We start from the raw sequence: 14,741 nt of genomic DNA, 5'->3' as shown, positions 1-14,741 counted from the left end.
GTTTTGCCGATTGGAAAAATTTCCTGTGCCTGCTGAATGATTTATTACCAGGACAGGTTTCCGTAGCTAAGAAAACTGGCTAACACTGCGCTGATGAACCGAGGTCAGGCTATAGGAAGGTCATTGCATGAGGTATCCTGAAGCTGTAGCGAAGCGGCATGTTTTGTTTCGCCAGGAATACTTAAACGCGAAAAGCAACGGTTAGGGAAGTGGAGCGCTCAAAAACAAATATGTAGAGCATAACGTTAAATACGAACACATTGGGAACATAGCCAAAACGGACTGACCGATTTGCACCTAACTTTATCCAGCCTAAAAAGAACATTATCCAATCACCTTCTTCCAAACGAATATTGAAAATTGTCCTGATCGCTGCAGGTATTATTGCTGTAAGCGTATTGGGTTTTCAGCTTTGGTTTGTTTCAAATGCAAGGGGTGTAATCCGGAACTTTATTGCCGAAAAGTCGAAGGGCAGCTTGAAGCTTGAATTATCGGAATTGAAGTTTGCCTTTTTATCAAATACCATCCAGATCAACGAGGCTGATATCGTTAGTACCGATACCCTTACTCAACCGATTACCTACCATATCAGGTTTAATCACCTCAAACTCCGGGTTGCGTCGGTATGGCCGCTTTTATTGCGTAACCAGTTGTTGTTAGACACCATTCAACTGCACAACCCCGTAATCGAGGTTTTCCAGTGGCGAAAAGATACCGCGCAACGGCAGGCCAAAGACGAGCTTTCGTTACCCCAGGAAATGGGCAAACTTTATAATAGCATGCTGGATGCGCTTGACGAATTCGGCATCCGGAAAATAAGCATCAATAATGCAAGCATAAGCCTCGTGAATAAGATGAAACCGGGATCAAACCCGGTTACGATGAACAGGATTTACCTTGACCTTTCCAGGAACCTTAAGACGGCAAAAAAAAGGGTTGTATCCTCAACGGATCAGTCTGTTGAGTTGAAAACCGACAACCAGGAAATCTTTCTCCCGGGCGGAAGAAACAAAATCTCCTTTAAGAAATTTAAACTCCAGCTATTCCGCCAACGGATAGAATTAGACAGCTGCACCCTTACTGCTCGCTCAAGTGACAGCGCAAAAAGCAGTTACCGGATATTTTTTAAAAAGCTGTCGCTGCTTGGGGTTGACCTTAATGCAATGGAACGGTATAATGTGATTAAGGCCGACTCTGTGTATTGCGAAGATCCTTTCTTCGACATCAACTTGTTCCGCTCCGACGCGGCGCGGCGAACTAGCGGGGTTCCTGATCCTGATAAAATTCTTAAAGAGCTTACGGGAAACCTCGACCTTGCTTTCGTAGGCGTTCGTAATGCCGGCATTCACCTCGAGATCAATGGCAAGCGCAAAACATCGCTTTCCAATTCAAACAAAGACGACTTTACCATGCGCGGCTTGCGGATAAAGCCCGACTCGTCCGTACCGGTGTCCGTTGAACGATTTGATATGACCGTACGGGATTATCACCTGTATAACCACGACAGTTCGACCACTTATAAATTCGACAGCCTGCACTTTTTAAACGACAAGGTTGTGCTGAATAATTTTTCCGTTCTGACTACACCCGGCAAATCCCGGCAAAAAAGTTACCGGAACTTCACCATTCCTTATTTCGAACTGACCAGTGTAGACTGGTACCAACTGATTTTTGATCAGAACCTCGTAGCGGAAGCTGCGTACCTCAGGAATCCCGTAATCATATACTCGCGGATGAGTAAGAATGTTCCAGGCAAACGCACTAACATTTTTAACTCTCTCCAGAGTATGGATAATCTGATGACGCTGAACCGGATTATCGTTGAACATGGAGACGTAAAGTTCAGAACTGGGGTTTCCACAGCGCTGAACTTCAGGAACGTAGACCTGAGTATATCCAGCGACAGATTGCTGCAATCAAAGAATCGCCAGGGCCTGCAGAATGCTGTTGACCGGCTCAGCTTTTCGGATGGATCAATTCACATAAAAGGACTCACAGCGCAGCTTGAGAACGCAAGGTATACGGGCAATAAGCTGGTTTATGCCGATCGATTGAAGATATCGGGCAAAGACGATGCGGTACGGGCAACAATTAACGGGGTACTCTTAGACAACCTTCAGTTTGATAACGACGGAAATAATATAGAAATTGATGGCCTGCACTGGAAAAGTGCCTCGGTCGCCTTAAAAAGCAGCGGGAGTGCGGGTAATCGCGACAAGGAAACCAACATTAACATCACCGACATCTCGGGCAACAACACCCAATTCGACCTTATCGGCGATGCTACAACAGTTTCGGGTTTTGTTAATACGCTCGAAGCATCATCAATTGTAAAGCAGGGTGATCAACCGCTTACGGTTCGCAAACTCCTGCTCGATGGCAAAAACCTTGCTTTGCAGGCCGGGAATTTTACGGTAAGATCAAAAGAATATAAAATTTCAAGCGGCAACCCGTCCTACCTTAAAGAAGTACAGATTGATAACGATGCACCAGGAGAAAAAATCAACATCACAGCTCCTGATATCAGGTTTATCACCTCCATTGGAGAGCTTCCAACTAACCGGTTCCTGTTTAGCAAAATGGAAGTTGACCAGCCAAAGGTGATGGTTGAAACGCATAAGACAAACGCACAAATTGGCGCTAACGTGTTTCCTTATATCGGCATAGAAGACCTTGAAATTAAAAGCCCTGAGCTGGATATCCGATCGGGTGAAAACGACACTGCTTATCACCTGCAATTACCATACGCTGCTAACAGCGTCATACGTGGCCGCGATATGATAATATCAGCAGATAGTTCGTCTGCCGCATCTTTTCTCGTGCAGCTTTCTACTGCCAGCATCACAAAAGATCAAAAGCGATTTGCCCTTGACAGCGGGAAACTCGACATCGATCTCGCCAACATCCGGTTCCGCAAACACGAGGGGGGGCTCAAGTGGAACGGGCTCATAAAAGAACTCACCCTCGAGAGTAAAAGTGGGCTGGCCAACCAACAAAAGCTGAAAGGTTTCCGGTTCAATGAATTCTATGCCGGTAACCTCAACCTGGGCTCAGATGATCTTACTGACCTGGCAGGTCTGCTTAGAAAAAACCCTGCAGGGTGGATCAAGGTTCCCGGGGGCGAATACATGGACAGCACGAGGCACCTGAAATGGTATAATGCAGCATACTCCAGTAAGTCAAACCAGTTGCACGTTGACTCATTTGTGTACAAACCAAGCCTATCGCTGGAAGCTACACTTGCCAAAGCCAAATACCGCGGTGACTATATCACTTTAGCGGCAGGAGGGTTAACAATCGAAGGATTTGATGCTGATCGATATGAACAGGAAAACTCGTTTTATGCAGATGGGGTTACGATTACGCGCCCGCAGATCAACATTTACAAGGACAAAATTTTACCCTTTAATGCTGGCAGGATTAAACTCTTACCCGCGACCCTGATCATGGGGATCAGTTCACCTGTTCACATCAAAAACATCAATGTTCGCGACGGGCACGTTACTTACACCGAAAAAGATTCCAGTTCTCGGAAGGATGGCAGGTTGGTCATTACCCGTTTAAACGGCGGCATCAGCGACTTTAGCAACCAATCAACAAACAGCATCGACTCGTTGCGAATCAATGTTAATGGCTTTCTTATGGACACCTTGCCCCTACAGGTTGCCGTAACCCAATCGTATACCGATCCGGGATGGGGCTTCAAACTTAAGGTCAAAGCAGGCCAGGCACCTTTTAAGATTTTCAACACAATCGTAACACCGCTATCAAACATCAGCTTTACTTCAGGCGTGCTCGACTCTGCCTTCCTTGAAGCTGATGCAAATGATGAGCTTGCATTTGGAACCATGAAGCTCTATTATCATCATCTAAAAATGCAAACCGTTCAGGATGGAAAGCCTGCGCAAAAATCATTCAAGAACAAATTGATCAACTTTGTAATAAACACTTTTATACTAAAGAAGCATGCAAGGGGCGATAAGAGCCTGGTCTATTTCAAACGCCTGCCAGACCGGTCTTTTCTAAACTACCTGGTTAAGACTACACTCAGCGGACTTGCAACGGGAACTGGTTTAAAAAGCGACAAAAAATACCTACGGGCCTACAGGAAAACGCAACAGGCAACTCAGCAATAGGGATACGACAACAAGGCTTAGAGATAAGTATCAAAGCCCAACAAACAATTCGAGTCGTTGTGGTTACGGCATCGGAGCACACGATCCTCTTTTTTAAGTTCCGGTGCAATAAGCACGTCCATATCTGCCGGAAGCAGGTAATCAATCAATTGTTCTAGTATCCTGCGGTCAGCACCCCCCTCGATAAACCCGGCATGCCGGCTCACATCCATCGGCCCCACAGCGATCAGAATCTCCATTTCACCAAATGCGGGGCCATCGGTAACAACATCGATACCCAGGAAAGCGGCACCCATTGGTGGGGTAACTGGCGGTGCAGGCACCTGTTGCTGCGCCAGTGAAACCGTTACAGGTACCAGCAGTATATCCGTCAACAACGCGCTGATCTGATGGTGATCGTCACGGAGCTCGTGAAGAAAAGGAATACACTTTATAAAAATCGCCGACTGGCGTCGATCAAGGATCTCCAGCAACGGCCAAAACTTTTTAAAAACAAGCGCAACCTCGTTCACCATAGCCGGGTCACTAAAGCTATTCTCCACCAGCGCCAATGATACCGCAACATCATGAAGCGCAACTTCAAAAGGCAGGAAAAAATTACGTGCCGCTTGCTCTTCTGCCCTGCGGCGCTTCATTGCATCAATTGCTGCAGCTAAACCTCCGCCCTTTTCACGCAAAGCCGGCGCATGAAAAAGGCCTTCCGGCAGCCTGTCGTACAAACCTTGCCTTGGTGTCCGGATGATGTGGTAAGGGTCAGCCTCCGCTACAACGGGTTGATCTGCCCAGGCAACATCCGTCCGGCAACTTCGCTTCGACGCACCGGTTGGTACAATAAGCACCTTACTTTGATCCATGCCGTTTTCCACGAGGCTTGCGGCAAACGCAGCTGCAGTAATATCCTGGCGGGAAATTTCCATTATTGGTATCTCTTTAGTATGGCCGTTCCTGGTAGCGCCCCGGCTGCCAAAGCAACCCTGTAATTCATGCTCATGCCCGATCTTGATTGTAACCTGGTGCGTAGCTGTTCACACAGGAGGCCCCAGGCAGGATCACCCGGTTCCTGATGATCTGCCGGGGTCAGAAGTACATTGATGACTCGCACAAAACCCTCTTGCGGATGATTGGATAATGCCATTGCGCGGGTTATGCTAACATCAGCCAACCGGTCGCCCAACTCGTAAAAACAAAAGCTCCGGATATCATCTGCCGTTACAATCCTGTTTCGTGTTGCAAGGCTGTATTTAAAAGCATTTAGTTGTTCGGTTGAGGAAAGCGGATCCCTTCCGCCATGGGTTGTTGTTAGTAGCCGCATTGACCCTGCTTTCAATTTTGCTCCTGAAAGCTCGTGTAAATGGGTGCCTGCAGCAATGCCATTAGCAACAACCCCATTTGTGGTAACATAGGAAATGAAGAACGGGTTTTTTCCTGGCAAGGGTTTCACCTTCAGATAAGGAGTTCGTTGTTCATTTAGCCCTGGTGTCTTTTGTGCAATGGTGACCAATCGTTGCTCAAGTTCTTTGATGGTGGTTGCGATAAAGTCGTGCCCATAAGCCGAAAATGCGGCCGCCTCACTCCTGATAAGTTCCTGCAGGTATTCGATCAGCTCACGCGCATCCCGCTGCTTGAACCGCTCGAGTCCCTCATACCTTAAGTAATAGGTACCGGCTATACTGTTTGTAGGTATATCGGCCATTGAGCTTACATAGTCGGTTTCCCCATCATCAACCGACTCAACAGCAACCAGGTGTTCGGCTGGGTCCGTCTTTAGCGGTATCAGATTACTACCCCCTCGTAAGCTGTAATGCAATTCTGTAAGCCGTCGGTTAACCACTGGAAAAGCATTCAAATGCACGTCAAGCGCATCGATAAACTGTTGCCGGGTGCCCAACGGAAAGCGGGCTTTAATCCACAATACGGGTTCGGCGGTAACAGGGTTGACAGCGCTCAACCTTGCTTTGACTTCGGTGGGAAAACTGGTTGTTCTTCGCTCACCAATGTTGGGCGGCAACAATAATCGTATAAATCGTTGCTGGTAAAAGTTGTAAACATCTTTGGACTGAAGGTGCAAAACATTATGATCTGCATTTCCATAGGCGCGGGTATTTTCGGCCTCAGGTTCCTGTTCCAACCCGGGAGCTGTCGGGAGTTCAACGTCGTCAACAAAAAATTGTGAACGTTCGGCATAACCCTGGCCGATAAAACCGTCAGGGCCAGCCTCAGCGTTTAAATAAAGCGTTATTGACTGGGGTGTGGTCAATGCTCCCGGTAACATCAAGCCAATCCAAACGCTCTGCACATTGCCCTGTTCGCTTTTCGGCAAAGTGGTTTGGTGTGCTTTAAAATGTTCATCATACCGAATAAGCTGGTCACCTTTTTGCAGGTAGCTGATCCGGGCTTTCGAAAGCTTTACATTACCTACCGGCGTAAAATGCAAAACGTTCTCGCTTATCCCTCCGTTGCCGCCGGCTGCAAGCTTGTGCGTCAAATAAAATACTGACTTATTAGTTAATTGCTCAACCGGCTCCACGGGCTGTGCAATCATGATTGCATGGGCAGGTATTGCTGCCGTTAAGGTCTCTGGCAAAAGAAGGGCAGCAACTCTTTCAAGTAATCGTACCCTCGTGTTTGCAAGTTCGTTCGACACGTCGTACAATTCCCCGGCAATTGCCTCGAGCAACAGTTTTACCAGGGGGTCAAGGTCCGAAAGGTCATCGAGTTTCCAAAAGTGCATGGCATGCTCCAACATCCGCAACCTGATCTGCTCCTTAGTGGTTTTTTCTTCCGGTGCCATGGTGAACGGTTTTGCTTTTTTAGGGGCAGTGGCCCCCATAACAGGTTCGTCGGTGGTTGCGGCTATCCGTTGCTACTCCGCCACATTCCCGCGCACAGAACCTTCAGCGGGGTATCCACTCCTATCCGCCTGCCCTTCAGCAGTTGATTCATCATTCAACCGAAAGCGGACCCAGGTATAGTTCCATATTAAAATAAAAAGGATCTCCTGTTTTATTCACTTTAGCTGTAAGGCTTACCTCTACCCTGTTCTTCAATTGTATAAAGGGTGCATAAGGCGTATTACGTGCTACTTCCCTGATGGTAATCGTGATTACAATATTGCTCAGGCGGGGTTCATGTTGCACAACCGAACGCAGCATCGAGCGGCGAAGCTTTTCCGACCATAAGTTTTCACTCCCGATTAGCTCAAAATCCATATCCCAAATCTCGCAACCAAATGTAGGGTCACTGCTGTGTTCACCAAATCGCGTAAAAATTATCAGTTCAAGGTGCTTGTTTATGGATTGCAGTTCACCGCACAAGGGCAATGTGTGGCCAGCAGTTAACATAGAAAAATCAATTGGGCAGTTGTAATTGGCCAACACAAATAATTTGTTTTAAAATAATAAATACTTCTGAAAACACTAAACGGTGGCAATTATTTACGGAATATATTTTCGCTGCGTCTCTAAGAGTACGTGATCCCGAAGTCAACGAATGCTAATTCCTGGTGATTTTTGGGTTTACCTGGTCCGCATCATGCTTCTCTAATATTTTTTAACTCAGTAAACCTGAACCGCTCAACCAGGATCAGTCCATGAGAGATGCCAGTATAAGATGCAGGTGCAGTGGCAACCGCCTGTTTGCAAGCGTCGTAACCATGATGTTTACTTGCTAATCAGCACCACTGTGCCGGCAATGATTAACCCTGCTCCAACAAGGGTTTTCAAGGTCATGGGTTCCTTTAAGAAAACGAAGGCCAGCAAGATGGTGAGCGCCAGGCTAAGCTTATCGATAGGCGCAACCTGCGACACATTGCCGTACTGCAATGCTTTAAAATAAAATATCCAGGAGAGGCCAGTAGCCAGGCCGGAGAGCACAAGAAACAGCAGGTTTTGCCGGCTTAATGTCAAAAGCCCCCCTCCTGCGCCTCTTGCAAATACGATAGCCCATGCAAGTACCAACACAACAACGGTGCGAATAGCCGTAGCAAGATCAGTGTTTACGCCCTTTATCCCTACTTTGGCAAAGATGGCCGTTAGCGCAGCAAAAACCGCCGACAACAAAGCATAGACTACCCACATAAATAAAAGGTTACGATTGAAGTGTGAATGAGCAAGACTAGTAAACAGCCAGCATCAGAAGCGACAAACAATACCAGGCACAAGCTGGTTGTTGAAATAGTTGATATTGATCAACATGCTTGTTTTTGTTTTTGATTTCGGCGATTTGAGTTTTGCAAAACGATGATAGTTATTGACGACATTCCTGCCTGCCAGGAAGCCGATTGCTGCACCGGCGAGTACATCCGTGGCCCAGTGCTTGTTCTCGAAAATCCTGCTCAGGCCAATCAGGCTTGCTGCACTATATGCAATTACGGGAACGATTGGTTTGTTCCGGTATTCAAGGGCAAACACCGTGGCCGCGGCAAAAGCTACGGTGGTGTGCCCCGACGGGAATGAGCCATATAGCCTCCCACCCGGTGCATCCCTTGCCGCTTTTGCAAACGGTCCTAAAAACCTCGGCCTGGGCTCCTCACCCGTGGCATAAAACGCAGGACGGGTTCTGCCAGAAAGGAACTTAACTACCCGTTCAAGCGATCCACCAGTAATAAAAGCCTGTGTTGCCAGGAGTGTCGTGGTTTGTATTTTCTGGTTTTTAGCAATGAGCCCGTAAGTTCCGAGTGCTGCCAGTGTGTATGCTTCGTAGATGCCGCCAAAATCGGTGATAAAACCGCTTACTTTAGCTATACCCCTGTTTTTGGTAATGATCGGGGCCACATTGCGCTGAATGGGTCTATCAGCAAATGCAAGTGCGCCGGCAACGAGGGCAAACTTGCCAAGATTACCCCAGTCTTTTTTTTTCATATGAAATGGCTTGGTAAACTGCTGCTTCAAATCGCTCCCAAGCAACTTAAGATACGAAGCCGGTGTAAGGCTGGTGTATGCGTTATAGGTTTGTGCGTTTATATTGTTCACCTGTCCACCCGCACTGTCCGCCTGTTGGGTTAAGCTGTCCAGCTTTTGAATTAGGGTATCCTGTTGAGACATGCCAACGAGGGGCAACAGGAAGAGGATTGCGGACATCAAATAACTAAGCACTTTTATCATTTTGTATTCGATGTCGTTTAGTTAAGAACCTTGCACCAGGTTTGCAGGCGCTTAGCGTTAACGCGAGATTTAAGGCAGGCTTGCTAGGCCTGGGTTGACCTGCCTTTAGTATGTTCCGAAACCCCCGTTAGTTTCCCTGCTCTATGAAGTACAAAATAGCAGGAGAGCAGCCATAAAAAGCTTAACCCGAAACCTGCAATCACATCCGTAGCAAAATGTACATGCAGGTATACCCTGCTTAATGCTATTGAAGTTGCAAAGCAGAAGAATAAAACGGAAAGGATCCACTTATACACGCTTTTGATTGAGCTTATCCAAACAAGGTAGCACACCACCCCGCAAAACGTAAATGCCGAAAAAGAATGCCCGCTTGGGTAACTAAATCCGTCAACGTTTTGCAACAAAGGCTCAAGCGGCCGGTGTCGTTTAAAGGTTTGTTTCAACAGGAATAAAACACCCGCTCCCGACAGTGCAATTGCAGCAATGCTTAATGAATTTACTTTATCTTTCTTTACAAAAAGGTAATAGCACACCATCAGTCCGTAACAGGGCCACAGAAATGCCCTTGAACCAAAAAACGTTAAAAACTCCATGATCCCGGTCAAACGCGGGTTGGCATAGCTGGCCAGCAAGGCATGCACGCGAAGGTCAAAGCTGTTTTCTTTTTCAAACACGACCTCATCGGTTAACATCCAAAAGAGAATAAGCACTACCGCAAACAGCGCAATGATGATCATCAGGCGCACGGAAAATCGCTTCGCATTTTCTTTCAACCCGGATTGATCTTCGTGCATCTGGTAAATTTAGGAATTTGCGATGCAATTGACATGCCCCCACAATCAGGGATACACCACTGTGCTCGCAGACCCATTTGTTGCTGCAATGCGTCAGGATTAAAAAGTACATGGATGCAATTGTCAGAGGCGCCTCGTAATACAATCCGCATGATGGCGGGTAACTACATTGCTAAATCTTCTTTGTTTGCCTGCACCTTGATGAGAGAAGAAGATTAGTGTCTCGACCAGGAGCAGGTAGTTGCATAATTGGGCTAGTTATAATCTTCTGTGTTCTTCTTTTTTGAGCCTCCTGGATCAGGTCCAACCTATGCTTCACATGGATTTTAAACGTTCGGGTTTGTCAAAGTGCTAATCCAAAAGCATCTCTATTGCACAAGAATATTACTGAACGACAATATCACCGGTCGTTAGGGTGAATTTGAGTAATTTGTCGTTTGCAAATTTCTATTCTTAAACTAGTTTATTCATGCGACTATTATCCCTGTTGTTCCTGCTACCCATTTACACGGCTGCACAAACGTTTAGCAAAACAGAGACCGACCGGTTTCGTGAGAGAGCCGGCCGGGTTAACATCATAAGGGACACCTGGGGCATCCCTCATATATACGGCAAAACCGATGCTGATGCTGTTTTTGGACTGATGTATACGCAATGTGAAGATGACTACAAGCGTGTCGAATACAACTACCTCGAAATGTTCGGCCGCTTGTCGGAACTGGAAGGAGAAAGTGCCCTGTACGACGATCTGCAAATGAAGCTTATCTACGACTCAACAGCAGCTAAAAACGATTACCAGAAGAGCCCGTTATGGTTTCGCAGGTTGATGGATGCGTTTGCAGATGGCCTCAACTATTATCTGTCGAACAACCCAACCAGAACACCAAGGCTCATCAACCGCTATGAGCCCTGGTTTGCGTTAATGCGCACCGATGGAAGTATAAGCGCTACCCAAACAGGTGGGCTTACGATTAATGACATGAAAAATCTGTATGGCAATACCTTATCTACTGCAACAGCATTTACAAATATTGCGACTGAGGTTAGCGAGACAGGTTCGAATGGTTTTGCTGTTGCGCCTTTGCGTACCGCCACGAAAAATGCCATGCTCTATATCAATCCGCACGTTACCTTCTACTTCAGGCCGGAAGTGCATATGGTCAGCGAGCAGGGGTTGAATGCCTATGGCGCAGTAACCTGGGGACAGTTTTTTGTATACCAGGGTTTCAATGAACATTGTGGCTGGATGCATACTTCCAGCGTGGCTGATGTATCTGATCTCTACCTTGAGCAGATTACAAAAAAGGATTCGGCAATTTACTACAGCTATAACAACACAACTTTACCGGTCGTCTCCAGGCCGGTTAGCCTCCGATACTTATCCAATGGGTCGATGCTGGAAAAGAAACTTACCGCGTACTTTACCCATCACGGGCCGGTACTGGGTAGCAGAAACGGTAATTGGCTGAGTCTTAAAGAATACAACCGGTCACTGGACGCGCTGATGCAGTCGTGGTTACGAACAAAGGCCGGTGGCTTCAAAGACTTCGAGAAAACAATGGAACTTAAAGCCAACAACTCCAACAATACGGTGTTCGCCGACGATAAAGGAAACATTGCTTACTGGCACGGAAACTTTATGCCCGTGCGCGATACTTCCTTCAACTGGACCCAACCCGTTGACGGTACGATTACTGCCACGGAATGGAAAGGACCACATGATATTAAAGAAGTGATCCACGTGTACAATCCTGCAACCGGTTGGATACAAAATTGTAATTCCACACCGTTCACCGTGTCGGGGCCCTCGAGTCCAAAGCAAGGTGATTACCCTGCCTACATGGCTCCTGATGCAGAAAACTTTAGGGGAATAAATGCGGTACGCCTGCTCAGCAAAGAAAAAAACTTTACCCTCGACAAATTTATCGGCGCGGGCTACGATACCTACCTGGCTGCCTTTGAAGTTATCCTGCCACCGCTTATTAAAGCTGCGGGAAGCGGGGCCAACAACACCAGTTTGCAAGCCGTAATCGACACATTAAAAAAGTGGAACCTAAGGAGCTCGGTTGGATCCGTGGCAACGACCCTTGCAGTGGAATGGGGAAATAAGATGTTGCAGCGGTCCCGAGCATCAAGAAGCGTAACCGACATGACCCGCATGGCGGAAACGATCCCCGGTCAGGAGCAGGTTAAGTTGATGCAGGAAGTAATTACTGAGCTGGAACAGCAATTTGGTACATGGAAAGTTGCCTGGGGTGAGGTGAACAGGTTTCAGCGACTTTCCGAAAATATCCAGCAGGTTTACGACGACAAGCAACCAAGCCTGCCTTCAGGCATGGTGTCTTCGGCATGGGGTTGCCTGCCCTCTTTTGACGGCAGACGGTTCCCTGGCGTAAATAAACGTTATGGCGTTGGGGGAAACAGTTTTGTAGCTGCAGTTGAGTTTGGCAAAACGGTAAAGGCAAAAGCTATATTGGCTGGGGGGCAGAGCGGACGCCAGGAATCTAAACACTTCACCGACCAGGCTCCCCTGTATTTGCAAGGCAAACTACGCGATATATGGTTTTATAAAACGGACGTGCTAAAGCATGTAGAACGACAATACCGGCCTGGAGAATGATGACCCGCACCAGGGCGCGCAGCATGTAAAGAGCAGGCCTTACCTGTTTAATCGCTTTCCATTTAGTCGAGCCGCCGGCTGATGTCGTTGTCGATCTTTTCGAACAAATGCTGCGGCTTGAATACCCGCCAGGTTGGAATGTCCATTAACTCAACATAGTAGTTCAACTTACGTCGTTTAAAATCGTATTGGGTTTGATCGGGCATGTTTAGCGCAACAATCCACCCACCTTCATCTGTTACTTCTTCAAACCATTCTTCATAGTAATCTTTATCTCCACTATGAAAGTTCAATACGTTTTCGGTAATCAGTATGAATTTCGTGATATGTTCAGCAAACATGGCGTCGATGACATCGCGTTTTAACGCCATGATGTCGTTTTCAATGGCATCGTTCCATTCGCCAAGAAGCTCGATGATGGCAAAGCTTTCAGTATAGTCTACGTATAAAATCTTCATGTAAAGGGTCCGGCTGCCAAACTCATCCCATTGCGGATGAATGTAGTAGTTGTAAACAGCCTGGGAGTATTCAAATTCACTATAAGTACGACCAAAGAATGGCGATCGCTCGTCTTCTTCAGCCATGTACATATGGCGCCAATTAAAAAAAGGTTCTATTTCGTGCATTACTTTTCCTGTTAAAAAAATCTGGGTCACTACATCAATTGTCCTGTTCCGGGTGGTTGTTACACCACCTGGGCTACCGCCTCAATAGTAGGATAAAATAACCACACATTAGTTATTATCATCATTAAGCCGTAAAAATCCAACAAAAAATTACAAACAAAAAAAGGGCCGCCTTTCGGCAGCCCTTCGTGTAGAAAATATTGATTTACTGAACTACGATTTTGTCGTTGTAAACTACCTGGCGATCGCCACCGGTCAGTTTTAACATGTAAACACCGCCACCGGAAGCACGCGGCAGGCTAATGCGTTCAACCTGTCCGAACAGGCTAATCTTTACTAACCTGGTCATCACATTTCTGCCCGATGCATCAGTTAAAGCAAGATTGTATTGACCGGCAGGTACCTTATCGAACTGTACGGTAAATGACTTTGAAACCACCGGGTTAGGATAAATGCTTACGGCACTGTTGCCTCTTAATTCGGGACGGCTCTTAGTATCGGTAACACTTTTGTTCTGATAGAGCAGGTTGCTGTTTGCAAGATCAGATGCATTGTACACCTTATCTTCTTTCTTGTGTAATGGGGTAGCATCAAGCGTGGAGATATTAACCTTGAAGTAATTATCTGCCATCATTGCACTGCTGATGAATAATTCACCATTTGCATCTACGGCTGCACCGTTAGATGTAAACTGGGCAGGCAAGCCTTTGATTTGCCCCACTAGGTCGGCAATAAGTGTTTGTGGGTTGATCTTAAACAGGTAATTGCGGTAAGTTACCATATACAGGTTCCCATATGCATCACCGACCATATCGCCACCCCAGCTGCTGCACTGGTTATGCACGCTGATGGTGCCGTTGTCTTTACCATCGGTCAGCTGGCCCAGGTCGGTAACCGTTGGCTTTTGATCAGTGGTAAAACGGATAACGTGTTTGCCATCATTGGTTATGGCATAGCCAAGACCATCGGCTGTAAATGCCATCCTGGTAATCACATTTGCTTCGTCGAATTTGTTTCCGGTGTTGAAATTCTTATTTGCATTTACACTGATCGTAGTGCCTGCCTCGTTAAGGTCGAAGTAGCGGAGATCGGTGCCCCTCATTGTTGTGAAGTAAAGACGGTTGTGTTTGGCGTCGAAGGCTGCAGCCGCAACACCTTGCGACATTGGCGAGGTTTGATCTAAACGCAATTGCGCGACATCGGAACTTTCCGATTTGACCGTAACATTTTTATTAACAGTTGAGTTATAAAGGTCTTTGATAACCTCACCGGTAGCAAGATCGATTTCGCGTACCACGGTCCAGTTGTAAGTACCCTTGGACTCACTGGTGACAGCGAAGGTTTTGTTTGACTGCGCTGAAGCAGTCAGGGATAAAAAAGCGGCAGCAAAAGCTGAAATAGGTAGAATTGTCTTTTTCATAAGCACCTGGTTTATTCCACTAATTTAATAAATAAGCTGTTTT

General features: G+C 46.7%; 10 protein-coding genes. 2 read left to right on the top strand and 8 right to left on the bottom strand.

Annotation, left to right across the window (positions count from 1 at the left end; genetic code table 11):
- The first annotated feature begins 353 nt into the window (after positions 1–353).
- Entirely contained in the window at positions 354–4,136 is a 3,783-nt protein-coding gene (locus tag EXU57_RS19580; RefSeq protein ID WP_133269950.1) for a hypothetical protein, read from the top strand.
- A gap of 17 nt (positions 4,137–4,153) precedes the next feature.
- Here EXU57_RS19580 and EXU57_RS19575 read toward each other — a convergent pair whose 3' ends face one another.
- The 6 genes from EXU57_RS19575 to EXU57_RS19550 form a co-directional block, all read right to left on the bottom strand.
- Positions 4,154–5,053, bottom strand: coding sequence for a hypothetical protein (locus tag EXU57_RS19575; RefSeq protein WP_133269949.1), 900 nt, complete (start codon positions 5,051–5,053; stop codon positions 4,154–4,156).
- Entirely contained in the window at positions 5,053–6,927 is a 1,875-nt protein-coding gene (locus tag EXU57_RS19570; RefSeq protein WP_133269948.1) for a type VI secretion system baseplate subunit TssF, read from the bottom strand. Before EXU57_RS19570 ends, EXU57_RS19575 begins: the two co-directional genes overlap by 1 nt.
- A gap of 151 nt (positions 6,928–7,078) precedes the next feature.
- Positions 7,079–7,477, bottom strand: coding sequence for a GPW/gp25 family protein (locus EXU57_RS19565; RefSeq protein ID WP_133269947.1), 399 nt, complete (start codon positions 7,475–7,477; stop codon positions 7,079–7,081).
- Between the two features lie 318 nt (positions 7,478–7,795).
- Positions 7,796–8,212, bottom strand: coding sequence for an EamA family transporter (locus EXU57_RS19560; protein WP_133269946.1), 417 nt, complete (start codon positions 8,210–8,212; stop codon positions 7,796–7,798).
- Between the two features lie 54 nt (positions 8,213–8,266).
- Entirely contained in the window at positions 8,267–9,238 is a 972-nt protein-coding gene (locus EXU57_RS19555; RefSeq protein ID WP_133269945.1) for a phosphatase PAP2 family protein, read from the bottom strand.
- Positions 9,239–9,321: 83 nt separating this feature from the next.
- Positions 9,322–10,032, bottom strand: a complete 711-nt coding sequence (locus EXU57_RS19550) for a phosphatase PAP2 family protein (protein WP_133269944.1) — start codon at positions 10,030–10,032, stop codon at positions 9,322–9,324.
- Positions 10,033–10,501: 469 nt separating this feature from the next.
- Here EXU57_RS19550 and EXU57_RS19545 point away from each other — a divergent pair, with 469 nt between their 5' ends.
- Positions 10,502–12,652 (top strand): penicillin acylase family protein, encoded by a 2,151-nt coding sequence (locus tag EXU57_RS19545; protein ID WP_133269943.1) that lies wholly within the window; start codon positions 10,502–10,504, stop codon positions 12,650–12,652.
- 62 nt (positions 12,653–12,714) lie between these two features.
- Here the strand turns inward: EXU57_RS19545 and EXU57_RS19540 are convergent, their stop codons facing one another.
- Together EXU57_RS19540 and EXU57_RS19535 are read right to left on the bottom strand one after the other, a co-directional pair.
- Positions 12,715–13,278 (bottom strand): hypothetical protein, encoded by a 564-nt coding sequence (locus tag EXU57_RS19540; RefSeq protein WP_133269942.1) that lies wholly within the window; start codon positions 13,276–13,278, stop codon positions 12,715–12,717.
- A gap of 205 nt (positions 13,279–13,483) precedes the next feature.
- Positions 13,484–14,698 (bottom strand): T9SS type A sorting domain-containing protein, encoded by a 1,215-nt coding sequence (locus EXU57_RS19535; RefSeq protein WP_133269941.1) that lies wholly within the window; start codon positions 14,696–14,698, stop codon positions 13,484–13,486.
- Positions 14,699–14,741: the final 43 nt, after the last annotated feature.

The organism is Segetibacter sp. 3557_3 (assembly GCF_004354985.1).
Classification (GTDB): Bacteria; Bacteroidota; Bacteroidia; order Chitinophagales; family Chitinophagaceae; genus Segetibacter.
Note: the sequence above shows the minus strand (reverse complement) of the source record. Positions and strands in the feature narration are given on the sequence as shown.